Raw genomic sequence first — 26,168 nt, forward strand, 5'->3', positions numbered from 1 at the left:
CGACATGCAGACCACGGAACTCGACCCGGCCCTCTCGAACACCTTCAGCCAGGCGCGCTCGCCCGGCCTCACGCTCGTCATCGGCAACAAGAACATCTCGTCCTGGTCGATGCGGCCCTGGGTGGCGGCGGTCGCGTTCAACATCCCGTTTACCGAAGTGCGCCTGCTGCTCGACCAGCCCGACACGGCCGCGAAGATCGCGGCCTACTCGCATGCCGGCCGGGTGCCGGTGCTGCTGGCGGGCGAAATGACGATCTGGGACAGCCTGGCGATCTGCGAATACCTGGCCGAGCAGTTCCCGGACAAGCACCTGTGGCCGCAGGACGTGGCGGCGCGCGCACTGGCGCGCTCGATTACCGCCGAGATGCATTCCGGTTTCAGCGCGCTGCGCAATGACATGTCGATGAATATCCAGGCGCGCCTGCCGGGGCGCGGGCGCACGCCCGGCGCCCAGGCAGACATCGGCCGCATCAGCGAAATCTGGGAAGACTGCCTGGCCCGCTTCGGCCACCGCGGCTTCCTGTTCGGCGAGTTCTCGATCGCCGACGCCTTCTACGCGCCGGTAGTGATGCGTTTCATGACCTATGGCGTGACCCTGGCGCCGGCCTTGCAGGCGTATTGCGAGCGCATGCTGGCGCATCCGGCCGTGGCGCGCTGGGTCGCCGAGGCGATGCTGGAAACCGACGCCACTCCGCTGCACGACGCCGACCTGCCGCGTGATTGACTGAGGTCGTGGCGATGAAGACCTATGTCGTCGGCGGCGCCGTGCGCGACGAGCTGCTCGGGCTGGCTGTGCAGGACCGCGACCACGTCGTCGTCGGCGCCACCCCCGAGGACATGCTGGCGGCCGGCTTTCGCCCGGTCGGCAAGGATTTCCCCGTCTTCCTGCATCCCGAAACCCAGGAGGAATACGCGCTGGCGCGCACCGAACGCAAGACCGCGCCCGGCTACCACGGCTTCGTTTTCCACACGTCTCCCGACGTCACCCTGGAGAGCGACCTGGTGCGGCGCGATCTCACCATCAACGCCATGGCCCGCGCCGAAGACGGCAGCATCGTCGACCCCTACGGCGGCCAGCGCGATTTGCAGGCGCGCCTGTTTCGCCACGTATCGAATGCCTTTGCCGAAGACCCGGTGCGCATCCTGCGCCTGGCCCGCTTCGCCGCGCGCTTTCCGGATTTTACGGTGGCCGAGGAGACGCTGGCGCTGATGCGGCAGATGGTGACCGAGGGCGAAGTCGATGCCCTGGTGCCCGAGCGCGTCTGGCAGGAACTGTCGCGCGGGCTGATGGAAGCGCGCCCCTCGCGCATGCTGGCGGTGCTGCGCGACTGCGGCGCCCTGGCGCGCATCCTGCCCGAACTCGATGCGTTGTGGGGCGTGCCGCAGCCGCCGCTGCACCATCCGGAAGTCGACACCGGGGTCCACATGATGCTGGTGATCGACGTCGCCGCCGAACGCGGGCACACGCTGGCGGTACGCTTCGCCGCCCTCATGCACGACCTCGGCAAGGGCATCACGCCTCCCGATCAATGGCCGTCGCACCATGGCCACGAAGGCATGGGCACCAGCTTGATCGCTGCCGTGTGCAAGCGTCTGAAAGTGCCGAACGACTGCCGCGACCTGGCCATCATGACGGCGCGCGAGCACGGCAACATCAGCCGTGCCGAGATCCTGCGCGCCAACACCATCGTCACCCTGTTCGAGCGCTGCGACGCCTTTCGCAAACCCGAGCGCTTCGCCGACATGTTGCAGGCCGCCGAATGCGACGCGCGCGGCCGCGGCCACGAAACCCACGAAATGCGCACGCGCCCCTATCCTCAAGGCCCCTACCTGCTGGGCGCCCTGGCCGCCGCCCGCGCCGTCAACGCCGGCGAAGTCGCCGCCCGCCATGCCGAGCACAAGGAGAAAATTCCCGAAGCCGTGCACCGCGAGCGCGTGAATGCCGTCTCGCGCTGGATCTACAGCGCCGGGGGCGCCGCAACCCCGCCGTAAACGCGTCGGGTACACTCCCGAGTCCACGCGTTCGTGCTGGACGCGACCATCCATTGTTCGTATAGTCGAGCGATTCAATTACCCGAGGGCGCCCCATGTACGCAGTCGACGTCAAGCCCGGCTGGCGTGCCGTGCCCTTCGGTATCTACGGCGTGACGCTCGCCTTTGTGCTGGCGTCGAGCGCGGCGCGGATAGTCGCCATGTTCGGCCCGAACGCTTGGCGCGCCCTGTTCCTGCTGATGTGCATCGCGATGGCGGCCTTGCCCTGGCTGGTGCTCAGCCGCGCAGGAAGGCACCAGGTCGGCCTGCAGCGCCCGCGCCAGCTTCGCTGGCTGCCGCTCGGCCTCGTGCTGGGCCTGCTGGCCGCCACTGCCTGCTTCTGGTTAAATTTTGGCCTGTATGGCGCCGGTCCCGACCACCCTTTCGTCAGCGTCGCCCGCAGCTTCCGCCAGCAGCCGACGCCAGGCTTCAGCCTGCTCCAGCTGCACCTGATGTTCACCATCGTCGCCATCCTGTTCAGCCCGGTCGGCGAAGAGATTTTTTTCCGCGGCTTCCTGCAACGAGTCCTCGAAGACCGCCACGGCCGCAGCCGCGCCACCGTCATGCAAGCGGCCCTGTTCGCGCTGGTGCACCTGTGCCACCACGGCATCCTGGTCACCAGCGCCGGCATCGTCGTGCAGCCGGTATCGGCCGCGCTGTGGGTGGCGCAGATGTTCCTGCTGTCGCTGATATTCGCCTGGCTGCGCCGCCGCGGCGATTCGATCCTGCCGGCCATCGCTGCCCATGCCGCCTTCAACCTGGCGATGAATCACTGGATTTTCACGAAACTCTGGAGTTAATTGTTACAAGACGTACGCCGTGCGCGAAGGGCGGGGCGGTTTTGCTATGCTCCCTGAATGAGTAGATTGTCACGACAGACGGACTGGTTGTTTGCGGCCTTCATGCGCCGCCTGGAAACGATGCACCCCCAACGGCGCCTGCGCATCGGCGCCATTGCGGCGCTGGCGCTGGTGGGTTTTCTCGCTTTCCTGTACACCCGCACCACCGGCGTCGATGTCGACACCCGCAACCGCGTGATGCTCGACCTGCAGGAACTGCGCCAGCTCGACGCCGAATGGGACGCCAACCTGCTGCGCGCCCACATCGGCAGCGGCGCGGCCGATGCTAGGCTGGCCACCACGCTCCCCCAGATCAACGAACTGACCGCCAACATCGGCGAGGCGCTGCCGCCCAAGCATGGACGCGGCGCGCAACGGGCGCATGCGGCGCTGACCGAGTCGCTGCGCATCAAGGCCGGCCTGGTGGCGCGCTTTCGCACCCTGAACCCGCCGCTGCGCTCGGCGCTGGTGTCGCTGCCGCCGGCGCTGGCCGACCTCAAGACGGAACTCGGCGGCATCGAAGGCGCGCTCGCGCCCGGCCACCTGGTGCTGCGCCTCGACGCCGTGCTCAACGACCTGCTGGCCGATACCCTGCGCTACAACCTGATGCCCACGCCCGCGCTGGCGCGCCGCATCGAAGGCAACCTGGCGCAGGTGGAAGGGCAGAAGGGGCGCTTTTCGCTGGCCGTGGCCGAGCAGATGGCCGCCATCGCCCGCGACACGCGCATCATCCTCGCCAACCGGCCGCTGGAAAACGAGGTCGAGGCACGCATCGCCGCGCTCGGCACCGGCGAGTCGATGGCGCGCCTTGCGCGCGAACTCGACCGCGCTTTCCAGTCCGAAGTGCTCGAACGCCAGCGCTACCGCGGCTTCCTGTTCGCCTATTCGATCCTGCTGCTGGGTTTGCTGGCCTATGCCGGCTGGCGCCTGCGCCGCAGCTATCGCATCATCAACGACGTCAACCATCGACTGCAGGGGGCCAACGACACGCTCGAACAGCGCGTGGCCGAGCGCACCGCCGAACTCGAGGCGCAGTCGGCCAAGCTGGCGCGCCTGGCCCAGCACGACAGCCTGACCGGCCTGGTCAACTACGGCCAGCTGACCCGTTTGCTGGAGCTGGCGCTGGTACGCGCGGTGCGGCGCGACAGCGTGGTGGTCGCCATGTTCATCGACCTCGACGGTTTCAAGGGCGTGAACGACACCTGGGGCCATGCCACCGGCGACCTGGTGCTGCAGCTGGTCGCCCGCCGCGTCCAGAAAGTGCTGCGCGCCGAAGACGTGCTGGCGCGCCTGGGCGGCGACGAGTTCGTGGTCGTGCTGGAGGGCGTCGGCTCGCCCGAAGGGGCGCTGCGCATCGCGCGCCTGGTGCTCGACCAGATCGAAGGCATCCTTGAAGCCGACGGCAATCCGGTCTCGATCTCGGCCAGCATCGGCATCGCCGCCGCACGCGGGCGCGCCGCCGCCGATGCCGGCGCCGCAGCCCTGCTGGCCGACGCCGACCAGGTCATGTATGCGGCCAAGCAGGCAGGCAAGGGCACCTTCGTGATCAGCCCGAAGGCGCAGTGGAAGACCGAGGCGCCGCCGCAACCAGCCTGAGGCCAGTTTGTCGCGCGCGGCCTGCCGCCTGCGTTTGCGCTACAATCCGGCTTATGGTGCAGTGCACAAAAACGGAAGCGTAGCATGGCTGACAAGCCCTTGAACAAATCCCCTGACGAAGCGCGTGGCAGCGCGATCATGCACTGGCTCGCCCGCCTGTCCGGTACGGCCGGCAGGCCGGCGGTCCATGTCAAGGCCCTGGGCAAGCGCGACCGCCGTCGCATGCTGCGTCATTTCCTGGCGCTGGACGACGCCGACCGCCTGCTGCGTTTCGGCACCGTGCTGCCCGACGAGCAGGTCCATGCGTATGTCGCGAAGATCGATTTCTCGCGCGACATCGTGTTCGGCGTGATGAGCCGGGTATTCCAGCTGGTCGGCGTCGGCCACCTGGCCTTTGCCGACAAAAAGAGCGTGGCCGAGTTCGGCGTCTCAGTCTCGAAGTCGGCGCGCGGGCAGGGCGTGGGCTCGCGCCTGTTCGAGCGCGCGGCCATCCATTGCCGCAATGCCGATATCGACACCCTCTACATGCAATGCCTGTCGACCAACCGCACCATGATGCACATTGCCAAAAAAGCGGGCATGCAAATAAAACGCGAATACGGCGAAGCCGACGCCTACCTGCACCTGCCGCCGCCCAGCCCGGGGAGCGTGATGCGCGAGGCGGTGGAGGAGCAGTTCGCCCTGATCGATTACACGGTGAAAGCGAATGCGCGCGCGGCCGTAAAGTGGTTCACGCCGAAAAAACGCGAATAATCACCGCGTCGCCGCTTCCCCGATCGGCAAGGCCGTCGTTTCCTTGATCCGCTGCAGCGCAAAGCTCGATTTCACGTCCAGCACCGACGGGTGGCGCAGCAGCGTCGCCATCATGAAGCGCGAAAAGTGGTCCATGTCTTCCACGTGCACGCGCAGCAGGAAATCCATCTCCCCGGTCATCGCATAGCAGGCCACCACTTCCGGCCAGGCCGCCACCGCCTGGGCAAATTCAAAACGCGGCGACGTCGCCGGTACGCGCGAGTTGGCCGGACCCTCGCTGTGCTTTTCCAGGCGCACGTTGACATAGGCCAGCAGCCCGAGGCCGATCTTGTCCGGGTCGACCAGCGCCACGTACTGGCGGATCACGCCGGCTTCTTCCAGGCGCTTGATGCGGCGCAGGCAGGGAGAAGGCGACAGGTTCACGCGCTCGGCCACGTCCTGGTTCGACAGGCGCCCGTCGGCCTGCAGGATCTCGAGGATCTTGCGGTCGGTCTTATCCAATTCTATTTTTGACATAAATTTTCCATCGCCTCAGCAGAACCGCAATTTTATTGCGCAACTGACTCGGCGTGGGGAATTGATTGGTATTTAATGCCGGTCCCACAAGACTATACTGATGCCGATAACGGAGGAGACTTTCTCCGGGTGGCGCACCCAACAATAACGATGCCGCCAAGCGAACCTAACGGAGACAAACCCCCATGAACGCACCCCTGGACCGTTCCCAGCTGCAGCCGCAGCCGCCGGAGCAAACGCCTCAGCACGAGATCACGCTCGACGACAAATGGACGCTGGAACGCGGCCGCGCCTTCATGACCGGCACCCAGGCGCTGATCCGCCTGCCGATGCTGCAGCGTGAACGCGACGTCAAAGCCGGCCTGAATACCGCCGGCTACATCACCGGCTACCGCGGCTCCCCGGTCACCTCGGTCGACCAGACCGCGATGAAGGCGAAGAAGCACCTCGAAGCCCACCACGTCAAGTTCCACCCGGGCATGAACGAAGACCTGGCCGCAACCGCCGTCTGGGGCACCCAGCAAACCAACCTGTACAAGGACGCCAACTACGATGGCGTGTTTGCCATGTGGTACGGCAAGGGTCCGGGCGTGGACCGCTGCGGCGACGTTTTCAAACACGGTAACAACGCCGGTTCCGCCAAACATGGTGGCGTGCTGGTGCTGGCCGGCGACGACCATGCCGCCAAATCCTCGTCCACCGCGCACCAGTCCGACCACATCCTGACTCACTGCGGCATTCCGGTGCTGTATCCGTCGTCGGTGCAGGAATACATCGATTTCGGCTTGCACGCCTGGGCCATGAGCCGCTACACGGGCCTGTGGGTGTCGATGAAATGCGTGACCGACATCATCGAATCCGGCGCCGTGGTCGACCTCGACCCGGACCGCGTGCAGATCGTCACGCCGACGGATCTGGAGCTGCCTGAAGGCGGCCTCAACATCCGCTGGCCGGACGCCGTCCTGGACCAGGAAGTCCGGATGAGCAATTACAAGTGGTACGCGGCGCTGGCCTATGCCCGCGCCAACAAGCTCAACAAGATCATCTGGGACGGTCCGCAAGCCAAAATCGGCATCATCACCGCCGGCAAAAGCTATGTCGACACGCGCCAGGCGCTGGCCGACCTCGGCATCGACGAAGACGCGGCGCGCGACATCGGCCTGCGCCTGTACAAGGTCGGCATGACCTGGCCGCTCGAATCCGAGGGCGTGCACGAGTTCGCGCGCGGCCTCGACGAGATCCTGGTGGTCGAAGAAAAGCGCCAAGTGATGGAATACGCGCTGAAAGAAGCGCTGTACAACCTGCCCGACGCCGAGCGTCCGCGCGTGGTCGGCAAGTTCGACGACACCGGCGAGTGGAGCAACAAGAACCGCAGCGGCCACGGCGACTGGCTGCTGCCGGCCACCTACGAGCTGAACCCGGCGCAGATCGCCCGCGCCATCGCCTCGCGCATTTCGCATTACTGCGCCGGCCACCCGGTCGAGCAGCGCGTGAAGGAACGCATCGCCTTCCTGGAAGCGAAAGAGCTGGTCCTGCGCAACATCCCGGCCAAAGCGAATCCGGAAACCGACCGCATCCCGTATTTTTGCTCGGGCTGCCCGCACAACAGCTCGACCAAGGTGCCGGAAGGCTCGCGCGCCATGGCCGGCATCGGCTGCCACTACATGGTGTTGTGGATGGACCGCGAAACCTCGACCTTTACGCACATGGGCGCGGAAGGCACGACCTGGATCGGCCAGTCTCCGTTCACCAGCGAAAAGCACGTCTTTGTGAACCTGGGCGACGGCACCTATTACCACTCGGGCATCCTGGCGATCCGCGCCGCCTGCGCGGCCAAGGTGAACATCACCTATAAAATCCTGTACAACGACGCGGTCGCCATGACCGGCGGCCAGAACGTCGACGGCCCGCTCGATCCGGGCATGATCACGCGCCAGATCGCGGCCGAGGGCGTGAAACCGATCATTGTCGTCACCGACGAGCCGGAAAAATACCCGAGCGACTATGCCTGGGCCGAAGGCGTCACCGTGCGCCACCGTTCCGAACTGATGGACGTGCAGCGCGAACTGCGCGAAATGCCGGGCGTCTCTGCCGTGATCTACGACCAGACCTGTGCGTCGGAAAAGCGCCGCCGCAGGAAGAAGGGCGAATTCCCCGACCCGGCCAAGCGCGCCGTCATCAACGAAGCCGTCTGCGAAGCCTGCGGCGACTGCTCGGTGCAATCGAACTGCCTCTCGGTCGAGCCGCTGGAAACGGAACTGGGCCGCAAGCGCCAGATCAACCAGTCCTCGTGCAACAAGGATTTCTCCTGCGTCTCCGGCTTCTGCCCGAGTTTCGTCACCGTCGAAGGCGGCGCCCTGAAAAAGCCGAAGAAGGTCACGACCGGCACTGACAGCGCACCGCCTGTGCTGCCTGAACCGACCGTGCCGCAAGTCGATGCGCCCTTCGGCATCCTGGTGGCCGGCGTCGGCGGCACCGGCGTCGTCACCGTCGGCCAGATCCTGGCGATGGCGGCCCACGTCGAAGGCAAGGGCGCGATCGTGCTCGACCAGAGCGGCCTGGCCCAGAAGGGCGGCCCGGTGATGTCGCACGTGCGCCTGGCGCCGCAGCAATCGGACCTGCACTCGACCCGCGTCGGCACCGGCAGCGCCGATTTGGTCATCGGCTGCGACCAGATCGTCACCGCCAGCCGCGACGCGCTCTCGCGCATGGGTGAGGGCCGCACCTGGGCCGCCGTCAACAACACCGGTTCCACCACGGCGGCCTTCGTGAAGAACCCGGAGTGGCAATTCCCGGCCGAAGGCTCGAAAGCGGCGATTGTGCTCGCTTGCGGCGAAAACAACGTCGAATTCGTCGATGCCGGCCAGATGGCCACCGCGCTGATGGGCGACTCGATCGCGACCAACATGTTCATGCTCGGCTTCGCCTTCCAGAAGGGCCGCGTTCCCTTGCTGGAAGCATCGATCATGCGCGCCATCGAACTCAATGCCGTGTCCGTGCCGTTCAACAAGGCCGCCTTCAACTGGGGCCGCACCGCCGCCCACGACCTGGCCTCGGTGAAAAAGGTCACGACCCCGGCCAAGGTGATGGAGTTCAAGCGTACCCAGTCGCTGGACGACCTGGTCAAGCGCCGCATGGAACTGCTCACCGCTTACCAGAATGCCGGCTATGCCGCGCAGTACCGGGCTTTCGTCGACCAGGTACGCGCCGAGGAAGCCAAGCTTGGCAAGGGCACGCGCCTGTCGGAAGCCGTGGCACGCTATTTCTACAAGCTGATGGCCTACAAGGACGAGTACGAAGTGGCGCGCCTGCACACCGATCCCGCCTTCCGGGAAAAGATCGCCGGCATGTTCGAGGGCGACTACAGCATCAAGTTCCATCTGGCGCCGCCGATCGTGGCCAAGCACGACAAGGAAGGCCGCGCCATGAAAAAGGAATACGGCGCGTGGATGATGAGCGCCTTCGGCGTGCTGGCCAAGCTGAAGGGCTTGCGCGGCACCCCGTTCGACGTGTTCGGCTACACCGCCGAGCGCAAGATGGAGCGCGCGCTCATCGCCCAGTACCGCGAGACGGTGCTGGGACTGCTGCCGAAGCTGACGCTTGAAAACCTGGCGCAGGCCGTGGCGATTGCCAGCATTCCGGAAGACATCCGCGGTTACGGGCACATCAAGGAACGCTACCTGAAGACGGCGAAAGCCAAGGAAGCTCAACTGTTGTCGGCCTTCCACAATCCGCAGGGAATGACGCACGCAGCCTGATGATGCAGGGTGCATAAGTCAGGACGCCAGGTTCGGCCCCCAAGCCGGTCCTGGCGTTTTTGCTTGACCGTACTTAAACTTTATTACGAAAAATATCGGCGTGCAGCCTTCTCAAACGGGCGAGCTTGTCATACTCTTTTCTGACAAATTTGTCTGGATAAATTTCTATTATGAAATCGTACATGACCCCATTCGGCCGCACGACCCCTTCGCTACGCCTGGTCGCGTCCACCCTTGCCGCCGCATTCCTGCTTGCCGCCTGCGGCGGCGGTGGCGGCAGCGCCGGCGAGACGTCGGCAGCGCCGGCACCGCCACCTCCGCTGTCGACGACGGGCGAGCCGGACATCGCGACCCTTGGTGATGCGTTCTCCACCTACTGGAACCTGTGCGCCAAGCCGCGTACCGGCATCGATCCGTACACGGGCAAGCCTTATCCGGACAAGCAGGGCACCCTGAAGGACGAGCTGACCTTCCTGCGCGCCTGGTCGCACCAGTACTACCTCTGGTACAACGAAATCCCGGGCGATATCAAAATGGCCGATTTCACCGACCCGATCGCGTATTTCGAGAAGCTGAAGACGCCTGCGCTGACGGCGGCCGGCACACCGAAGGACAAGTACCACTTCACCTACTCGACCGAAGAGTGGGACAAGCTGAGCAAGTCTGGCATCGAGCTCGGCTACGGCATCAACTGGTCCAGCGCCGGCCCGACCGCGCCCCGCAACTGGGTGGTCGCAACCGTGGAGGCGGGTTCGCCCGCCGCGCTGGCCGGCCTGCGCCGCGGCGACCAGCTGGTGAACATCGACGGCGTCGACTTCATCAATGCCACCGACCGCGCCCTGGTCGACCGCATCAACGCCGGCCTGTTCCCGGAAAACCCGGGCGAATCGCATACCTTCATCGTGCGCCGCGGCGGCGTGGACCAGCCTGCCATCACGATGCAGGCCCAGGACGTGACGGCGCTGTCGGTAAAACTCGTCAAGACCATCGATACCGCGGCCGGCAAGACCGGTTACATCTCCTTCGACAACCATAACGCGGTCGCCGAGCGCCAGCTGGTCGACGCCTTCACGACCCTGCGCGACCAGGGCGCGACAGACCTGGTGCTCGACCTGCGCTACAACGGCGGCGGCCTGCTGCACCTGGCCGCCGAGCTGGGCTACATGATCGCCGGCCCGGCGTCGACGGGCAAGGTCTTCGAGCGCCTGCAGTACAACAACAAGATCAAGGTCGACCCGGCCGACACGATCCTGTTCCCGTCGACCGCGGTCGGTTTTGCCGCCGGCGCCGGCACGGTCGCCCGCGGCACGCCGCTGCCGACCCTGAACCTGAAACGCGTGACCATCCTGACCACGCCGGGCACCTGCTCGGCGAGCGAATCGGTGATCAATGGGCTGCGCGGCATCGACGTCGAAGTCAATATCGTCGGCGCCCAGACTTGCGGCAAGCCCTACGGCTTCACGCCGGTGCCGAACTGCGGCACGACCTATTTCTCGATCGAGTTCGGCGGCGTCAACGCCAAGGGCATCGGCGACTTCTCGAACGGCTTCGCGCCGACCTGCCCGGTGGCAGACGACTTTACGCGCGAACAGGGCGACCCGCAGGAAGCCCTGCTGGCCACCGCCCTGGCCTTGCGCCAGACCGGCGTCTGTCCGCCCTCGGGCCGTTCTTCGGTCGCTGCGATGGCGGCGCTGCGCACGCAAGTGCGTCCGGATGTTTCGCAGATCAAGATCTACAACAAGGCAAGGTAAGCGTTTTATCCTTGCCGCGGCGACGCCACCTTCGGGTGGCGTTTTTATTTCCTGCGCCGGCAGCGCCGCCCGACTATAATTTTCGGCTTGCCTCTTCCACTTGCCGGAGCTTCATCGATGATTCGTTCTGCGTTACTGCTTGCGCTGCTCGCCGCCCTGCCTGTTACCCCCGCCTTGGCCGCGGTTCCCGACCTCAGCACCGTCTCCGAGCGCTCCGGCTTCCAGGCCACCGGCCGCTACGACGAAGTCGTCAAGCTGTGCGCAGCCTTCGAAAAGGCCTACCCGAAGGCGGTCAAGTGCATCGAATTCGGCCGCACCCCGGAAGACCGCCCGATGCTGGCGCTGGTCGCCACCCACGCCAGGGCGTTTACGCCGCAGGCGGCCGCCAAAGCCGGGCTGCCGGTGACGCTGATCCAGGGCGGCATCCACGCCGGCGAGATCGACGGCAAGGACGCCGGCTTCCTGGCGCTGCGCGAGGTGCTCGAAGGGCGCCTGGCCAAGGGTGCGCTGGACAAGCAGGTGCTGCTGTTCGTCCCGGTCTTCAACGTCGACGGCCACGAGCGCTTCCAGAAATGGAACCGCCCGAACCAGCGCGGCCCGGTCGAAATGGGCTGGCGCACCACCGCCCAGAACTTCAACTTGAACCGCGACTACGTGAAAGCCGACTCGCCCGAGATGCAGGCCATGCTGGCCCTGGTGAACCGCTGGGACCCGCTGACCTACGTCGACCTGCACGTGACGAACGGCGCCAAGTTCCAGCACGATATCTCGATCCAGGTCGAACCCGTGTATTCGGCCGACCCGGAACTGCGCAAGGTGGGCCTGGCGCTGCGCACCAACGTCATTGCCGACATCACCAAACTGGGCTCCTCGCCGCAGTCCTACTACATGTCCTTCGATAAGACCGACGATCCGCAATCGGGTTTTGTCGACAGCGTGTCCGATCCGCGCTTCTCGACCGGCTACTTCCCGCTGCGTAACCGCATCGCGGTCCTGGTCGAGACCCACTCGTGGAAGGACTACCCGACCCGCGTGCGGATCACCCACAACACGGTGATTTCGATGCTGGAGCAGGTCGCGAAGAACGGCAAGGCCTGGCAGCAGGCGGCGTTTGCCGCCGACGCACGCGCCGCGACCCTGGCCGGCACCCCGGTGGCGCTGACCTATAAAACCACCGACAAGACGCAAATGGTCGATTTCAATGGGTATGCCTACACGCGCACTCCGTCCGAAGTGTCGGGCATCCTGATGACGCGCTACGACGAAACCAAACCGCAGGTCTGGCGCGTGCCGCTGCGCGAAGACGTGGTCGCCGATCTCGAGGTCGCCGCACCGCGCGCCGGCTATATCGTCCCGGCCGCGCATGCGGCGATGGTCGCCACCAGGCTGACCCGGCACGGCATTGTCTTCCGCAAGCTGGACAAGGAGTTACAGCGCGCGAATGTCGAGACCTTCCGCGCCGACAAAACCACCTTCGGCGCCAAGTCCTTCGAATCGCACCAGCGCCTGACGGTGGAAGGCAGCTGGAAGCTTGAAGCGCGCAATGTCGGCCGCGGCGCGCTGTTCGTGCCGATCGCCCAGCCGAAGGCGCGCCTGGTGATGGCAATGTTCGAACCGCAGGCGCCGGACTCGCTGCTGGCCTGGGGCATGTTCAACAATGCCTTCGAGCCCAAGGAATACATGGAGGAGTATGTCGCCGAAGACGTCGCGCGCGCGCAGATGGCGGCCGACCCGGCGCTCGCCGCCGAGTTCAAGCGGCGTGTCGAGAGCGATCCGGTCTTTGCCAAGAACGCCCACGCCCGCCTCGAGTTCTTCGCCCGCCGCCATTCATCGTGGGACGAGCGCTTGAATTTGTACCCGGTGCTGCGCGCGAACGTGGCGCCTTGATGGTGGTGTGCGGCGTGGGCGGAGCGGTTCGCCGCCCGGCCCACCCTACAAAACCGGAGTCAGCGGAGGGGGGCGTAGGGTGGGCTCTGCCCACGCGGTACGGAGCATGTGAGCAACTTACTTCGCCGCCCCGGTCACCGGCAGCGACGTCAACAACACCGTCGTCACGCCCGCATTCGCCCCCGGAATCAGCTGATACAGCCGGTCATATTCATTATCCGCCACATCCGCCCCCGGCTGCCCACCGAACAGCCGCACCAGTTCCGGCAGCGTGTTCGAGTGGCCAACGACCAGCACCGGGCCCGTCAAGGTTTTCACCTTCGCCACCAGCGCCTGCGGCGTCTTCGGATCGTACAGCTCCACCGTCAGCCCGTTCTGCTGCGCCAGCGGCTGTGCCGTCTGGCGCGTGCGATTCGTCGGGGTGCTGAAAATATGGGCAACACCCACTTTGCCCAGCATCGCCGCGATAGTTTGCGCGCGCTGCCGGCCCTGCGGCGCCAGCTCCGGGTCCTTGCCCTCGAGCGCCTTTTCGCCGTGGCGCACGAGGTAGATCATCGACGGTTCGGCAAGCGCGGAGATGGGCGTCAGCATGGTCAGGACGAGGGCGGTGACGGCGGACAGGCGGGCAAACAAAGACATGGTATTCCTCTCATCGAAGGTGTGACAGACAGCGTGCTACAAGTCGAGCGACAAGGTATCACACCCGACAATACTGAGGTATAAGCTCAGCCATGGATAAAGATTCGCCCACAATCGTTTTACGTACCGACCGCCTGCAGCTGCGCCACATGAGCGCCGCCGACGCCCCCTTCATGCTCGGCCTGCTGAACGAACCGTCCTGGATACGCTTCATCGGCGACCGCAATGTCCGGACGATCGAGGCCGCGCGCGACTACATCCTCGCCGGCCCGGTCGACATGGTGCGCCGCCTCGGCTACGGCTTTTATGTGGTCGAGTTAAAAGAGACCGGCTGCCCGGTCGGCGTCTGCGGCCTGGCCAAGCGCGATTTTCTCGAGGATGTCGACATCGGCTACGCCTTCCCGCCGCAACACTGGGGGCAGGGCTATGCCCATGAAGCGGCCAGTGCGACCCTGGCGCATGCGAAAAACGATATCGGTTTGACGCGCATCGTCGCCACCGTCCGGCCGGACAATGGGGCGTCGATCCGGCTGCTGGAAAAGCTCGGCTTGCGTTTTGAGTGCAGCCTGCAGCGTGCAGACGATATGCCCGAGCTGCACCTGTACGGCATGGCGCTCGCCTGAGCGCGTCCCGCAACGAGATTACAACTGCGTCAACGAAATCGTATTTGCCGCCGGCGTCGAACACGGCTCCTCGTCAAACGCAATATCCCCCAGCGGATTGGCCACGCCATCCGTCTTCAGGTCCATGAACCCGAACAGGTTGCGGTCCTGCAGGTGCGAAGGCACCACCGTCGACAGCGACGAATAGATGTTGTCGACGCGCCCCGGATGCGTCTTTTCCCAGCCGCGCAGCATGGCCTTGATCTGCTTCCTCTGCAGGTTTTCCTGAGAGCCGCACAGGTCGCAAGGGATGATCGGAAAGCCCTTGACCTGCGCGTAGCGCTCGGTGTCGGCTTCCTTTACGTAGGCCAGCGGGCGGATCACCATGTGCTTGCCGTCGTCCGACACCAGTTTCGCCGGCATGCCCTTCAGTTTTCCGCCGAAGAACATGTTCAGGAAGAAGGTTTCGAGGATGTCGTCGCGGTGGTGGCCGAGGGCGACCTTGTTGCAGCCGAGTTCGTCGGCGACACGGTACAGGATGCCGCGGCGCAGGCGCGAGCACAGCGAGCAGGTGGTTTTGCCTTCCGGGATCAGGCGCTTGACGATGCTGTAGGTGTCCTGGTTTTCGATGTGGTAATCCACACCGAGCTTGTCCAGGTAGGCCGGCAGGATCTCAGCCGGGAAGTTCGGCTGCTTCTGGTCGAGATTCACGGCGACGATGTCGAAGTGGATCGGCGCGCGTTCGCGCAGAGTCAGCAGGAGGTCGAGCAGGGCGTAGCTGTCCTTGCCGCCGGACAGGCAGACCATCACCTTGTCGCCGTCCTCGATCATGTTGAAATCGCCGATCGCCTGGCCGACCAGGCGGCACAGGCGTTTATGCAGCTTGTTGTTTTCGTGCGCGATCTTTTCCATCGTCCTGGTGTCCGCCCCGGGAGCGGATACTGCGTTCATCACTGCGGCATTCATGCTTCTTCCTTGATCTGGAACACTTCGACACCGACGCCTTCGCAGTCGGGATACACGTCCGGCTTCATCGTCGAAACGCGCGCGGCGCGCACGCGCGGGTGGGCCAGCATGGCGCGCACCATGTCGTCGCACAGGGTTTCCTGCAGGTGAACGTGGCCGGCGGCCATGCGGCGCGCGATGGTTTCGCGCATGAAATCGTAGTCGACGACTTCGGCCAGCTGGTCGTCCTTCGGGGTCGATTCGGCCAGCGGAATGTACAGGTCGACGTTGATCAGCACGCGCTGTTCGCCCTTCTTTTCAAAGTCGTGCACGCCGATGTTGATCATCACTTCGTAATTGCGCAGGAACAGCCGGCGGCAATCGCGCAAGCTCGGGTGGGTCAGGGCGGACAGCATAGGAAGCCTTAATAAGTTACACAGCTAAATTATTTGGTAATAAACATCACGTCGCGCGCCAGCGGCACCAGGTGCTGGCCGCCATCGACCACCAGCGTCGTGCCGGTGAGCGCGCGCGCCGAGGCAGCGTAAACGACGGCCTCGGCAATATCCTGCGGGGTCGAGGAACGTTTCAAGGGCGTCTGCTGGTGCGCCTGGCTGAAACCTTCCTCGCTCTGGTCGCCCGACACCAGCGTGATGCCGGGCGCGATACCGACAACGCGCAGCTGCGGCGCCAGCGCCTGCGCCAGCATCGTGGTAGCCGTGTCCAGCGCCGCCTTCGACAGGGTGTACGACAAAAAATCCGGGTTCAGATTGTACAGTTTCTGGTCGAGCAGGTTGATGACCACCGCCTGTTCGCCGGCCGGCGTCGCCGCGTGCAGCGCTTGCGCCAGCAGCAGGGGCGCGGCCAGGTTGGCGCTCATGTGGGCGGCCAGCAGGCCTGGCGAAAAATCGGTGGCGCTGTCGTATTCGAACAACGAAGCATTGTTGACGATGCAGCTGAGCCTGCCGAGTGCCTCGGCGGCGCGGCCGGGCAGGGCACGCACGGCGGGCTCGTCCGTCAGGTCGCATTCCAGGGCCACGGCGCGCCGGCCAAGGGCGATGATGGCGTCGCGGGTCTCGCAGGCTTCGCGCTCGGAATGGCGGTAATGCACGGCCACGTCCCAGCCGGCGCCGGCCAGGCCGAGGGCAATCGCGCGGCCGATGCGGCGGCCGGCGCCGGTCACCAGCGCGACCCGTGGCTTGAATGTCGACGTGCTGTGCGTCATAGGATGTGCCCGTTGGCTGAAATTGTTGATCGGTGCCGATCTGGCTACAATGCCGGGATGCCTCTACCCCTTCCCGACAGCGACGCCCTGGACGCGTCCCACGCCCTGCAAGGCCAACTCGCCAGTGTTATTCAAGAAAGCGGCGGTGCGATCCCGTTTTCGCGTTTCATGGAGCTGGCGCTGTACGCGCCACGCCTGGGCTATTACAGCGGCGGCGCGGCCAAGCTGGGCGCCAGCGGCGACTTCATCACCGCGCCCGAGATCACGCCCCTGTTCGGGGAAGCGCTGGCACGCGCGGCAGCCGCTATTATCGCCCAAAGCGCGCCCAACATCATCGAATTCGGCGCCGGCACCGGCAAGCTGGCGCGCGACCTGCTGACGGCCTTGGCAGGCGACGGCGTCCACGTCGAGCGCTACACCATCATCGAACTGTCGGGCGAGCTGCGTGCGCGCCAGCAGGAAGCACTGGCCGATTTTCCGATGCTTGAGTGGATCGACGGCTTTCCCGAGCGCTTTTCCGGCGTGGTGCTGGCCAACGAAGTACTCGACGCCATGCCGGTCGAGCTGGTGATCAAGACCGCACAAGGCTGGCGGCGCCAGATGGTGACGATCGAAGACGGCCGCTTCGCCTATGTGCAGCAGGAACTCGACGCGCTGCTCGCCGCCCAGCTGGCGCGCCAGGTGCCGGACGCTGACAGCCTGGCCGAGGGCTATCTCACCGAGCTGCACCCGGTTGCCTGCGGCTTCATGGCCTCGCTGGCGAGCATGTTCGCCGGGGAAAAGGGCGCGGCGATCCTGTTCGACTACGGTTTTCCGGCCCACGAATACTATGTCGACGCCCGCGTCGGCGGCACCCTGATGTGCCATTACCGCCACCATTCGCACCCGGATCCCTTCTTCCTGCCCGGTTTGCAGGACATCACGGCCCACGTCGACTTCACCGCCATGGCGCTCGCGGCCCAGGATGCCGGGCTCGAGGTGCTGGGCTACATGAACCAGGCGGGCTTCCTGCTGGCCTGCGGCATCGGTGACCTGCTGCTGCGCACGGATCCCAACGATGTCGTCCGTTATTTGCCACAGTCGAAAGCCGTGCAAAAACTCGTTTCGCCGGCCGAAATGGGGGAATTATTCAAGGTTCTCGTCGTGGGCAACGGGGTCGAGCTGCCTGCGGCCTTCGTACGGGCGGATCGCAGCGGGCGCCTCTAGCAAGACGGCATCTTGCGTCCAGGCTACAAACCCGGCTATGCTGTACCGTGGCCCATCCGTGCGCCATCGCGATCGTCTATCATCCCGACCAGGACACGCGTGCGCCGCGCCGTACAACCGCTCCCAGCCATGGCCAAGATCCACACACATTATGACAACCTGAAAGTGGCGCGCGGCGCGCCGCATGAAGTCATTCGTGCGGCCTACAAGGCGCTGAGCCAGAAATACCATCCCGACAAGAATCCGGGCGACGAAAAGGCCGCCCGCATCATGGCCATCGTCAACACGGCGTACAACAGCCTTTCCGATCCGCAGCGCCGCAAGGAGCATGACGAATGGATTGCGGCCGAGGAATGGGAAGTCGAGTGGCTGGAAAGTACCGGTGACGACCACGGCCGGCCGCGTGGCGAAGCCGGCTGGGAAGCCCCGGCACGTCTGCCGCACAAGCGCCGCCGCCTGTGGCGCGACAACCGCTGGTGGTTCGGCATTGCCGCCGGCCTGACGCTCGGCGTGGCCGCCAGCCTGCTGCTGATCCAGAAGCCGCGCCTGTTGCCGACTGCGCTCGCCTTTGACGGCAAGCCGGCAGTGGTCGAGACCGCCGGAGCGGCGCCGGCCCCGGTTCCGGCCCCGGCCGTGGGCAGCGAACCCGACGTCTGGACCAGCGCCGGCGCCGAAAAAACCCCGCCATCGCCCTTGAAAGCCCTGGCCGTGACGCAATTGGTGGTGCCGCGCCGCCAGCCCAGCTGCGACACCGACCTGATGACGCGGGTGGCGCCGAATGGCGAAGCCTGGCCGGCCGAGTCCGGCTATATTCCGGGCTACCCCCGCGGCAACAGCGGCAACGAGATGACGGTCGTCGTCGACAACAGCGCCAACGCCAGCCCCGTGTTCGTCAAGATCCACGACCTCGAGCGCGGTTCGAACGTGCGCCATGCCTATGTGCTGGCCAACGGCACCCTGACGATCGACGAGCTGGCCGCCGGCAAGTACGAAGTGCGCTACCAGAACGTCGTCACCGGCGCCGCCCGCTCCGAATGCGCCGGCAGCGAGAAACTGCGCCGCGCCGAAGCGAGCCCGGGCTTCGGCTGATTTGCCATGAACGACCTGGACGGCCTCAGCGCCCTGCTTATCGAGCCCCATTCGGGCATGCGCGCCAACATCCACAGCATGCTGACCATGTGCGGCCTGACCCGCATCGAACATGCCAGCAGCGCCAACCAGGCAGTCAAACAGTTGTCGGTGCGGTCGTTCGACCTGGTGCTGTGCGAATACGATCTGGAGGGCGGCCAGGATGGCCAGCAACTGCTCGAAGACCTGCGCCACCACAAACTGATTTCGCTGGCCACCATGTTCTTCATGGTCACGGCCGAGGGCGACTACGGCAAGGTCGTCAGCGCCGCCGAGCTGGCACCGACCGACTACATCCTGAAACCGTTCACGGCCGACCGCCTGCTCGAGCGCATCGCCCGCGCCGTCGACAAACGCAACGTGTTCCTGCCGGTGTACCGCCTGATGGAAGCCGGCGCCCAGCACGAGGCGATCGAAGCCTGCATCGAGGGCGAGGCGGCGCATCCGCGCCATGCCATCGATTTCCTGCGCCTGCGCGCCGAACTGCACCTGTTCATCGGCGAAGCGCAACTGGCCGAGCCGATCTACCGGCGCCTGGCGGAAAACCAGGCCATCGCCTGGGCGCGGCTGGGGCTGGCCAAGACCCTGTTCCTGCGCGAGCAGTACCAGGATGCCGGCGCGCTGCTGACCGAACTGGTCCAGGCCAACAACAACTTCGTCGACGCCTACGACTGGCTGGCGCGCATCCACAGCGCCCTGGGCGAGGCGGACCAGTGCCAGGCGGTGCTGGCGCGCGCGGTGGCGGTGTCGCCGCATGCGGTGCGGCGCCTGCGCACCCTGGGCGAAACGGCCTTCGAGGCGGGCGACGACGACACCGCCGAAAAAGTCCTGAAGCAGGTGGTGGCGAAAGCGAAATATTCGGAATTTCGCGACCCCGAAGACCACGTCAAGCTGGTGCGCACGCTGGTGCGCAAGGGCGATCCGGTGGCCGCTGCCGCCACCATCCGCGACCTCGAACGCTCGATGGGCGGCCGCGGCCATGCCGACGCCTGCAGCGCCATGTCCTCGGCCCTGCTGCACGAATACACCGGCAACGACGAACGCCTGATGGAATCCTTGACGGCGGCGCTTGCCGCCAGCCGCGACTGCGCCAGCCTGTCCCCTGGCCTGAAGCTGGAACTGGCGCGCAGCTGCTTCGCGCATGACATGGAAGAGGGCGCCGCCGACCTCGTGCGCGACGTGATGCGCAATGCCGCCGACGCCAGCGTCATGGACCGCGCGATGAGCGTCATGGCGCAGGCCGGGCATGCCGAACTGGGCACGCAAATCGCCCAGGAAGCGCGCCAGCACGTGGTCGATCTGGTCGCAAATGGCGCCGAACGGGCCAGGAGCGGCGACCACCTCGGCGCCGTCACCCTGATGGGAGAGGCGGTGCTGGCCATGCCGGGCAATCCGCAGGTGGCCTTCAACGCCGCGCTGGCGCTGCTGCGCTGCCTGGAGCACACGGGCTGGGACGACAAGCTCGCCCAGCAGGCGCTGGCGCAGCTGGGCGCGGTGCGCCGGCTCGATCCACGCAACCCGAAACTGGCGGCGCTCACGGCCCTGCACGCGGCGGTTCTGAAAAAATACAACAAGGGCGCACGCGCCAGGAAAGCCGGGTAATCCACGATGTCGGAAACAAACTCATTTGGCACCTTCGCTGCGCCGGACGAAGGCGCCACCCGCCGCGTGCGCGCCGGCCTGATGCAAAAAGTGAATGGCGACGCCGAGATGTTCGCCCTGGGAGGTTCGATCGCGCGCGTGATCGAACTGGCCGATTCGGACGAACCCGGCCCGCACGACCTCGCGTATTTCGTCCTGTCCGACCCCGCGCTGACCCAGCGCATCCTGCGCCTGTCGAACACGGTGCGCTACCGGACCGTGGCCGGCACCGTCGTCACCACCGTCTCGCGCGCCATCGCCCTGCTGGGCTTCGACAACGTGAAAACCACCGCGCTGGCGATGCTGCTGGTCGATACCCTGGACAACGGCGCCCAGGCCGGCAGCGTGCGCGTCGAACTCGAAGCGGCGCTGTGCGCCAGCCTGGTCGGACGCGAAATGGCGCGCCTGTCGTTCTACCAGGGCGCCGAGGAAGCGGCGATCGGGGCCCTGTTCAAGAACCTGGGCGCGGTGCTGGTGGCCTCGCACGAGCACGAGCGCTACCGCGAAATCCGCCAGCTCGTCGGCAGCGGCAAGCAGACCCCGGCGCAGGCCTCGCAAATGATCCTCGGCTGCAGCTACGACACCCTGGCCGCGGCGGTGCTGGCCGAATGGAAAATCCCGGACGTCATCGTGCGCGCCCAGGCCGCCCTGCCGCCGGGCACCCTGAAAGTGGCCGGCGGCCGCGGCGAGTGGATGCGCCAGGTGGCCTCGTTCGGGATCGACGTCGCGCGCATCCTGGCGAAACCCGGTGACCCGGCCGACAGCATCGAAGCGCGCGCGCTCCTGACCCGCTACGGCGCCGCTTTCGAGCTCGACGCCGCCGGCCTGGAACGCATTTTTACGAGCGTCGCCGAGGGCATGGCGGCGCTGATGGAAAGCATGCACCTGCAGCCGATGCCGAAAGCGGAGCTGGAAGCAGGCGATGGCCTGCCCGACGTGCTGCTGCTGGCCACCCTCGGTGGCGCCGACGAGGAAGAGGGCGCCTGGCCGAGCGGCAAGCCGAAGAATGCGCGCGAATTGCTGCTCGCCGGGGTGCAGGACGTGACGCAATTGCGCGCGGCCGGCCAGGCGCGCGTGAATGACGTCATCCTGGCCGTGCTCGAAACGCTGTACAAGGCGCTCGGATTTCGCTTCGCCACCGTCTGCCTGAAGGATGCGCGCCAGGGACAGTACCGCGCCCGGGTGTCGTTCGGCGAAGACCAGGCGCAGGTCCAGGCTAGTTTCCTGTTTCCGGCCCCGGCTGCTGCGCCGGCCACCTCCACTGCTTCACCCAGCCGCGACCTGTTCCTGCTGGCGATGGAGAACGACGCCGACTTGATGATTTCCGACGCCGCCAGCCCGAAGATCCGCGAACTGCTGCCATCCTGGCACCGCGCCCTGCTGCCGGACGCGAAGAGTTTCATCGTGCTGCCGCTCGTGGTCGGCAAGGCGCAGCTGGGCTTTTTCTATGCCGACCGCGCCGTGACCGCGCCCGAAGGCGTGCCGGCCGATGAAACGGCGATGATCCGCGCCCTCAAGCGTCAGGTACTGGCTGCACTTGCAGCCGGATAAATTCGCGGAATTCCTGGGCCGGCATCGGCTTTGAAAACAGGAAGCCCTGGGCTTCGTCGCCGTGCTTCTCGCGTAAAAAGCCCCACTGCGCCTGGGTCTCGACACCTTCGGCCACCACCGTCAGGCCCAGCGAATGGGCCAGGCCGATGGTGGCGGCGACGATCACCGCGTCGTTCGGATTGTGCTCGATGTCCTGCACGAAGCCGCGGTCGATCTTGATGCGGTCGATCGCGAACAGTTTCAGGTAGGCCAGCGACGAGTAGCCGGTGCCGAAGTCGTCGATCGCCAGTTTGAAACCGCGCGTGCGCAGCTGGCGCAGCAGCAGGCGCGTGTTTTCCGGGTCGCGCATGGCGGCCGACTCGGTGATTTCCAGTTCCATCAGCGACGGGTCGATGCCGTGGAAGGCCACCAGTTCGTCGAGCCGCGCCAGCAGCGTCCCGCCCGAAAACTGGCGCGCCGACAGGTTGACGGCCAGGCGCAGCTCCGGCAGGCCCTCGCGCCGCCACTGTGCCAGCAGCGCCATGGTCTGGCCCAGCACCCAGTCGCCGAGCGGCACGATCATGCCGCTTTCCTCGGCCACCGGAATGAAGCGGCTCGGTTCGACGATGCCCAGTTCCGCGTCGTTCCAGCGCAGCAGCACCTCGGCGCCGATCACGCAGCCGGTGTCGAGCGACACCTGCGCCTGCAGGTAGAGCTGGAAATCCTCGGCCTGGAGCGCCCCCCACATGCGGTTTTCCAGCAGCAGGTGCTCGTGGGTGGCGGCGTTCATCTCCGGTGAGAAGAACTGGAAGTTGCCGCGCCCCTCGCGCTTGGCCGCGTACATCGCCATGTCGGCGTGGCGGATCAGGGTTTCGGCGTCTTCGCCATCGTTCGGGAACAGCGCCACGCCGACGCTGCAGCCGCTGTGGGCGGTAGAGCCATTCAACTGGTAGGGCAGCGACAAGGACTCGACCACGCGCACGGCGACCCCGGTCACGCTGTCGGGCGTCAGCGGGCCGGCCAGCACGATGATGAATTCGTCGCCGCCCAGGCGCGCCAGCGTGTCGACTTCGCGCAGCAGGTCTTTCATGCGCTCGGCCGCACCCACCAGCAGCTTGTCGCCGGCTGCATGGCCGAGCGAATCGTTGATCTTCTTAAAATGGTCGAGGTCGATGAACAGCACCGCGACCGGTTCGTTGTGACGGCGCGCCAGGGCCAGCTGCTGTTCGAGGCGCACGTTCAGCGCAAACCGGTTTTCCAGCCCGGTAAGCGGATCGTGGTGGGCCAGCCGGTGGATCCGTTGCTGTGCCCGCTGCTGCTCGGTCAGGTCACGCAGGATGCAGACGAAAAACACCTCGCGTCCGAGGTCGACCGGCGCGACCGAGATCGAGAGGGGAAAGGCGGTGCCGCTGGCATTGAAGCCTTCGAGCACGGCTTCCTCGGGTGGCGCGCTCGACAGGCGCCCGAGCTGGGCATTGGCGTCGATGTGGGCGCCGGCCGGCACCAGCGTGCCGAAGGGCAGGCCGATCAGGTGCTCCGGCGTGTAGCCGAACAGTTCGGCGGTGGCGGCATTCGCGGATACCACCAGCCCGCGTGCGTCGACCGAGACGATGGCGTCGGCCGCGTTGTCGAGGATCGCCGCCAGCCGTGCTTCGCGGTCGCGCAAACGCGCGGTGCGGTCGGCCACCAGCTTTTCGATCACGTCGCGTTCGCCGCTGATGAGCAGCAGCAGCGCGCCCAGCAGGCCGGTGAGCAGCAGGCCGCCCGACAGCACGGCCCAGCTGGCCGTGCCGGTTTCCGCATCCAGATAGGCGGCGGTCGGGCGAAAGCTGACCAGATAGCTGCGCCCGGCAAACCCCAGCGGCACCTGGTAATCGTCGCGCTTGCCCTGCCGGGCGCCTAGCGTGCCGGTCACCGGCAACGCGGCGCCGCCCGTGACGTCGACCAGGACGGCATCGAAACCGTTGAAGCCGGCGCGCCGGATCGCCTGTTGCAGGAGCCGGCGCGCGTCGAGCACGAACACGATCACGCCGGCCGGTGGACCGGCGTCGTCGCCGACCGCGCGCATCAGGCTGATGCCCGGTGAGCCGTTGACCTGGAGCGTGAACGGCTCCGAAGCGAAGGGACGGCGCGAGGCCAGCGCGCGCGCCGCCATCGCCGCCCGCCCGGGTGCGGACAGGAAATCGAGTCCGCGGATCTGGTTGTTGAGAAGAGGCCAGGCGTACAGCACCGGCAGGTAGCGTTCGCGCTGTCCGGCTTCCACCAGGCGCCGGCCGTCCAGGTCGCGAATGCCGGGAAACGCCGGGTCCAGCGTGCGCCGCACCCAGTCCTCGAAGCCGGCGCGCTCGGCTCCCATCACCGGCACCGCCCAGTTCATCGCTTCGATCTCGGGGCGGCCGTCGGCATAACCGCCGGCGATGCGCAGGAACTTGTCGCGCGCCAGGATGTGCTCGGTCTCGGCGAGGGTGCTGGCGAAGGTGCCGACGAAACGCACGTGCTCGTTGAACTCGGCCTGCAGCAGGTCGGCCGTCTGCTGCGCCTTCAGGCGGTAGGGCTGCAAGTGCTGTTCGTGCTCCCAGCCGAGCGCCACCCGGTAGATGACAACCACGGCAGTGGTGGTGATCAGGAGCGGCAGCGCCACCAGCGACGCGCGCCGCCGCCACAGCCGGCGCGGCGAACCGCAGATGATCCAGCACAGCGGCGCGGCCAGCAGCACGCCGAGCGTATCGCCGGCCCACCAGGCAAACCAGAAGCGCAGCCGGTCGACCTCGTCGAAGGCGTGCAGCTCGTAGAGGACCGGCACCGAGACAGTGGCGCTGATCAGGCAGATCAGGGGCGTGAGCAGCAAAAAGGCCATCACGTCGTGACCGGAGTCGATGGCGGGACGCATGTGGCGCCGGAACAGGCGTGCGCCGAGTCCGGTCTGGAGCAGGGCGCCCAGGCCGCTGGTCAGGCTGGCCAACACGGCGCCGACGCTCGAGAGCGCGGGGTTGCTCAGGTGGAGAGGTAGCACCGCCAGCGCGGCGCCAAGGGCGACGGCGGGCAGCACCCGCATGCCGCCCGCGGTGGCCAGGGCCAGGGCCACGCCGGCCGGCGGGAACAGCGGCAGCGCATACCCGGCAGGCAGCGCCAGCACATTGTTCAGCAAGTGCACGGCAAAATAGACCGCGACGATCGACAGGGAGGCGATGGCGATCTGCGGCCAGCTCCAGCGGGGATAGTGAGTCGCCTTGCTGTCCATGGTTTCCGTATTTACATCCGTGGTGCATACAGTACAGCAGCGCGGGGCAGCGTAGCACACCGCTATGCGAAAAAAGAACCCTTGCAGATTCGTCCTGCGTACGGTTACAATCACGCCCCGAAGCAACGCTGCTATTTACGCCAGGTCAGTAGTAATGGTGGAAATAGTTGACAGCATGTTGAGCTTGCTTCATACTCTGCGGTTCTTCGCGGTGGGGTGGCCGAGTGGTTAAAGGCAGCAGACTGTAAATCTGCCCTCTTAGAGTACGCTGGTTCGAATCCAGCCCCCACCACCAAAATGAAGAGTCGTGAAGACGAATTGAAGTTGTACCTCGCGGGTGTAGCTCAATGGTAGAGCAGAAGCCTTCCAAGCTTACGACGAGGGTTCGATTCCCTTCACCCGCTCCAGTAAATTGTGTCGCATGTTGTGCGGCGCAAACATCAGCCCTTTTAGCTCAGTGGTAGAGCACTCCCTTGGTAAGGGAGAGGCCACGTGTTCAATCCACGTAAAGGGCACCAGAATTTAGAGCGGCAGTCGTAGCACTCGCCCGTCAGGCGTGCCTGTAATTCTCAAAAATCGTTAGGAGTCTCAAATGGCAAAAGGTAAATTCGAGCGGACCAAGCCGCACGTCAACGTCGGCACCATCGGTCACGTTGACCACGGCAAAACCACCCTGACGGCTGCTATCGCAACCGTTCTGTCGAAGAAATTCGGCGGTGAAGCCAAGGCGTACGACCAGATCGACGCGGCTCCGGAAGAGAAGGCACGCGGCATCACCATCAACACCGCACACGTCGAGTACGAGACCGAGAACCGTCACTACGCACACGTTGACTGCCCAGGCCACGCCGACTACATCAAGAACATGATTACCGGTGCC

20 protein-coding genes and 3 tRNA genes are annotated in these 26,168 nt (G+C 65.8%); 17 read left to right on the forward strand and 6 right to left on the reverse strand.

What is annotated here, in order from left to right; translation table 11 throughout:
- The first annotated feature begins 4 nt into the window (after window positions 1–4).
- The 5 genes from AC56KZ_RS20190 (at window position 5) to AC56KZ_RS20210 (ending at window position 5,219) form a co-directional block, all read left to right on the forward strand.
- Window positions 5–724 carry a glutathione S-transferase family protein gene (locus AC56KZ_RS20190; protein WP_497163964.1) on the forward strand — a complete coding sequence of 240 codons (720 nt, stop codon included), beginning with the start codon at window positions 5–7 and terminating at the stop codon, window positions 722–724.
- A 14-nt stretch (window positions 725–738) separates the two neighbouring features.
- Window positions 739–1,992, forward strand: coding sequence for a multifunctional CCA addition/repair protein (locus tag AC56KZ_RS20195; RefSeq protein ID WP_497163965.1), 1,254 nt, complete (start codon window positions 739–741; stop codon window positions 1,990–1,992).
- 95 nt (window positions 1,993–2,087) lie between these two features.
- Window positions 2,088–2,831: a CPBP family glutamic-type intramembrane protease gene (locus tag AC56KZ_RS20200; protein WP_497163966.1), complete on the forward strand. Its 744-nt coding sequence runs from the start codon at window positions 2,088–2,090 to the stop codon at window positions 2,829–2,831.
- A gap of 120 nt (window positions 2,832–2,951) precedes the next feature.
- On the forward strand, window positions 2,952–4,466 hold the full coding sequence (locus tag AC56KZ_RS20205; RefSeq protein ID WP_497163967.1) for a diguanylate cyclase domain-containing protein: 1,515 nt from the start codon (window positions 2,952–2,954) through the stop codon (window positions 4,464–4,466).
- A 138-nt stretch (window positions 4,467–4,604) separates the two neighbouring features.
- Window positions 4,605–5,219 carry a GNAT family N-acetyltransferase gene (locus AC56KZ_RS20210; RefSeq protein WP_497163985.1) on the forward strand — a complete coding sequence of 205 codons (615 nt, stop codon included), beginning with the start codon at window positions 4,605–4,607 and terminating at the stop codon, window positions 5,217–5,219.
- Here AC56KZ_RS20210 and AC56KZ_RS20215 read toward each other — a convergent pair whose 3' ends face one another.
- A complete protein-coding gene (locus tag AC56KZ_RS20215) occupies window positions 5,220–5,735 on the reverse strand; it encodes an Lrp/AsnC family transcriptional regulator (protein WP_497163968.1) in 516 nt (171 codons plus the stop codon).
- Window positions 5,736–5,920: 185 nt separating this feature from the next.
- Here AC56KZ_RS20215 and AC56KZ_RS20220 point away from each other — a divergent pair, with 185 nt between their 5' ends.
- From AC56KZ_RS20220 to AC56KZ_RS20230, 3 genes are all read left to right on the forward strand, one after another.
- Window positions 5,921–9,493, forward strand: coding sequence for an indolepyruvate ferredoxin oxidoreductase family protein (locus AC56KZ_RS20220; protein WP_497163969.1), 3,573 nt, complete (start codon window positions 5,921–5,923; stop codon window positions 9,491–9,493).
- Between the two features lie 182 nt (window positions 9,494–9,675).
- Window positions 9,676–11,244 carry a S41 family peptidase gene (locus AC56KZ_RS20225; RefSeq protein WP_497163970.1) on the forward strand — a complete coding sequence of 523 codons (1,569 nt, stop codon included), beginning with the start codon at window positions 9,676–9,678 and terminating at the stop codon, window positions 11,242–11,244.
- A 117-nt stretch (window positions 11,245–11,361) separates the two neighbouring features.
- Entirely contained in the window at window positions 11,362–13,131 is a 1,770-nt protein-coding gene (locus AC56KZ_RS20230; RefSeq protein WP_497163971.1) for a M14 family metallopeptidase, read from the forward strand.
- A 117-nt stretch (window positions 13,132–13,248) separates the two neighbouring features.
- Here the strand turns inward: AC56KZ_RS20230 and AC56KZ_RS20235 are convergent, their stop codons facing one another.
- On the reverse strand, window positions 13,249–13,770 hold the full coding sequence (locus tag AC56KZ_RS20235) for a SixA phosphatase family protein (RefSeq protein ID WP_497163972.1): 522 nt from the start codon (window positions 13,768–13,770) through the stop codon (window positions 13,249–13,251).
- Between the two features lie 92 nt (window positions 13,771–13,862).
- On the opposite strand from AC56KZ_RS20235, the gene AC56KZ_RS20240 reads away from it, so the two are divergent.
- Complete coding sequence (locus tag AC56KZ_RS20240) at window positions 13,863–14,393, forward strand: GNAT family N-acetyltransferase (RefSeq protein WP_497163973.1); 531 nt, start codon at window positions 13,863–13,865, stop codon at window positions 14,391–14,393.
- An 18-nt stretch (window positions 14,394–14,411) separates the two neighbouring features.
- On the opposite strand, the gene ttcA is transcribed toward AC56KZ_RS20240, so the two are convergent.
- The 3 genes from ttcA to AC56KZ_RS20255 are packed head-to-tail and all read right to left on the reverse strand — an operon-like array spanning window position 14,412 to window position 16,542.
- The gene (gene ttcA / locus AC56KZ_RS20245) at window positions 14,412–15,338 is read right to left on the reverse strand and encodes a tRNA 2-thiocytidine(32) synthetase TtcA (RefSeq protein ID WP_497163974.1); all 927 of its coding nucleotides are present in this window, start codon (window positions 15,336–15,338) and stop codon (window positions 14,412–14,414) included.
- The gene (locus tag AC56KZ_RS20250; RefSeq protein ID WP_497163975.1) at window positions 15,335–15,733 is read right to left on the reverse strand and encodes a dihydroneopterin aldolase; all 399 of its coding nucleotides are present in this window, start codon (window positions 15,731–15,733) and stop codon (window positions 15,335–15,337) included. Before AC56KZ_RS20250 ends, ttcA begins: the two co-directional genes overlap by 4 nt.
- Before the next feature lie 29 nt (window positions 15,734–15,762).
- Complete coding sequence (locus AC56KZ_RS20255; RefSeq protein WP_497163976.1) at window positions 15,763–16,542, reverse strand: SDR family oxidoreductase; 780 nt, start codon at window positions 16,540–16,542, stop codon at window positions 15,763–15,765.
- Between the two features lie 57 nt (window positions 16,543–16,599).
- On the opposite strand from AC56KZ_RS20255, the gene AC56KZ_RS20260 reads away from it, so the two are divergent.
- From AC56KZ_RS20260 to AC56KZ_RS20275, 4 genes are all read left to right on the forward strand, one after another.
- Window positions 16,600–17,748, forward strand: a complete 1,149-nt coding sequence (locus AC56KZ_RS20260; protein WP_497163977.1) for a class I SAM-dependent methyltransferase — start codon at window positions 16,600–16,602, stop codon at window positions 17,746–17,748.
- 129 nt (window positions 17,749–17,877) lie between these two features.
- Complete coding sequence (locus AC56KZ_RS20265) at window positions 17,878–18,837, forward strand: J domain-containing protein (protein ID WP_497163978.1); 960 nt, start codon at window positions 17,878–17,880, stop codon at window positions 18,835–18,837.
- Window positions 18,838–18,843: 6 nt separating this feature from the next.
- A complete protein-coding gene (locus tag AC56KZ_RS20270; RefSeq protein WP_497163979.1) occupies window positions 18,844–20,478 on the forward strand; it encodes a response regulator in 1,635 nt (544 codons plus the stop codon).
- A 6-nt stretch (window positions 20,479–20,484) separates the two neighbouring features.
- Window positions 20,485–22,068, forward strand: a complete 1,584-nt coding sequence (locus tag AC56KZ_RS20275; RefSeq protein WP_497163980.1) for an HDOD domain-containing protein — start codon at window positions 20,485–20,487, stop codon at window positions 22,066–22,068.
- Here the strand turns inward: AC56KZ_RS20275 and AC56KZ_RS20280 are convergent.
- A complete protein-coding gene (locus AC56KZ_RS20280) occupies window positions 22,031–25,288 on the reverse strand; it encodes a bifunctional diguanylate cyclase/phosphodiesterase (RefSeq protein WP_497163981.1) in 3,258 nt (1,085 codons plus the stop codon). The two genes, AC56KZ_RS20275 and AC56KZ_RS20280, sit on opposite strands and share 38 nt — an antisense overlap.
- A 210-nt stretch (window positions 25,289–25,498) precedes the next feature.
- On the opposite strand from AC56KZ_RS20280, the gene AC56KZ_RS20285 reads away from it, so the two are divergent.
- The 4 genes from AC56KZ_RS20285 to AC56KZ_RS20300 form a co-directional block, all read left to right on the forward strand.
- Window positions 25,499–25,583, forward strand: a tRNA-Tyr gene (locus AC56KZ_RS20285).
- Window positions 25,584–25,621: 38 nt separating this feature from the next.
- Window positions 25,622–25,695, forward strand: a tRNA-Gly gene (locus tag AC56KZ_RS20290).
- 36 nt (window positions 25,696–25,731) lie between these two features.
- Window positions 25,732–25,806: transfer RNA gene (locus AC56KZ_RS20295), tRNA-Thr, on the forward strand.
- 74 nt (window positions 25,807–25,880) lie between these two features.
- A partial coding sequence (locus AC56KZ_RS20300) for a GTP-binding protein (RefSeq protein ID WP_229493619.1) occupies window positions 25,881–26,168 on the forward strand: 288 nt, incomplete at its 3' end.

This window comes from Telluria sp. LT2P34 (assembly GCF_059685915.1).

What these genes read in the sequence shown, in the direction of transcription:
- AC56KZ_RS20255 (WP_497163976.1), bottom strand. Translation starts at nt 16,542, where the DNA reads ATGACGCACAGCACGTCGACATTCAAGCCACGGGTCGCGCTGGTGACC.
- AC56KZ_RS20225 (WP_497163970.1), top strand. Translation starts at nt 9,676, where the DNA reads ATGACCCCATTCGGCCGCACGACCCCTTCGCTACGCCTGGTCGCGTCC.
- AC56KZ_RS20205 (WP_497163967.1), top strand. Translation starts at nt 2,952, where the DNA reads ATGCACCCCCAACGGCGCCTGCGCATCGGCGCCATTGCGGCGCTGGCG.
- AC56KZ_RS20275 (WP_497163980.1), top strand. Translation starts at nt 20,485, where the DNA reads ATGTCGGAAACAAACTCATTTGGCACCTTCGCTGCGCCGGACGAAGGC.
- AC56KZ_RS20260 (WP_497163977.1), top strand. Translation starts at nt 16,600, where the DNA reads ATGCCTCTACCCCTTCCCGACAGCGACGCCCTGGACGCGTCCCACGCC.
- AC56KZ_RS20270 (WP_497163979.1), top strand. Translation starts at nt 18,844, where the DNA reads ATGAACGACCTGGACGGCCTCAGCGCCCTGCTTATCGAGCCCCATTCG.
- ttcA (WP_497163974.1), bottom strand. Translation starts at nt 15,338, where the DNA reads ATGAATGCCGCAGTGATGAACGCAGTATCCGCTCCCGGGGCGGACACC.
- AC56KZ_RS20265 (WP_497163978.1), top strand. Translation starts at nt 17,878, where the DNA reads ATGGCCAAGATCCACACACATTATGACAACCTGAAAGTGGCGCGCGGC.
- AC56KZ_RS20280 (WP_497163981.1), bottom strand. Translation starts at nt 25,288, where the DNA reads ATGGACAGCAAGGCGACTCACTATCCCCGCTGGAGCTGGCCGCAGATC.
- AC56KZ_RS20220 (WP_497163969.1), top strand. Translation starts at nt 5,921, where the DNA reads ATGAACGCACCCCTGGACCGTTCCCAGCTGCAGCCGCAGCCGCCGGAG.
- AC56KZ_RS20240 (WP_497163973.1), top strand. Translation starts at nt 13,863, where the DNA reads ATGGATAAAGATTCGCCCACAATCGTTTTACGTACCGACCGCCTGCAG.
- AC56KZ_RS20210 (WP_497163985.1), top strand. Translation starts at nt 4,605, where the DNA reads ATGCACTGGCTCGCCCGCCTGTCCGGTACGGCCGGCAGGCCGGCGGTC.
- AC56KZ_RS20190 (WP_497163964.1), top strand. Translation starts at nt 5, where the DNA reads ATGCAGACCACGGAACTCGACCCGGCCCTCTCGAACACCTTCAGCCAG.
- AC56KZ_RS20215 (WP_497163968.1), bottom strand. Translation starts at nt 5,735, where the DNA reads ATGTCAAAAATAGAATTGGATAAGACCGACCGCAAGATCCTCGAGATC.
- AC56KZ_RS20250 (WP_497163975.1), bottom strand. Translation starts at nt 15,733, where the DNA reads ATGCTGTCCGCCCTGACCCACCCGAGCTTGCGCGATTGCCGCCGGCTG.
- AC56KZ_RS20230 (WP_497163971.1), top strand. Translation starts at nt 11,362, where the DNA reads ATGATTCGTTCTGCGTTACTGCTTGCGCTGCTCGCCGCCCTGCCTGTT.
- AC56KZ_RS20200 (WP_497163966.1), top strand. Translation starts at nt 2,088, where the DNA reads ATGTACGCAGTCGACGTCAAGCCCGGCTGGCGTGCCGTGCCCTTCGGT.
- AC56KZ_RS20195 (WP_497163965.1), top strand. Translation starts at nt 739, where the DNA reads ATGAAGACCTATGTCGTCGGCGGCGCCGTGCGCGACGAGCTGCTCGGG.
- AC56KZ_RS20235 (WP_497163972.1), bottom strand. Translation starts at nt 13,770, where the DNA reads ATGTCTTTGTTTGCCCGCCTGTCCGCCGTCACCGCCCTCGTCCTGACC.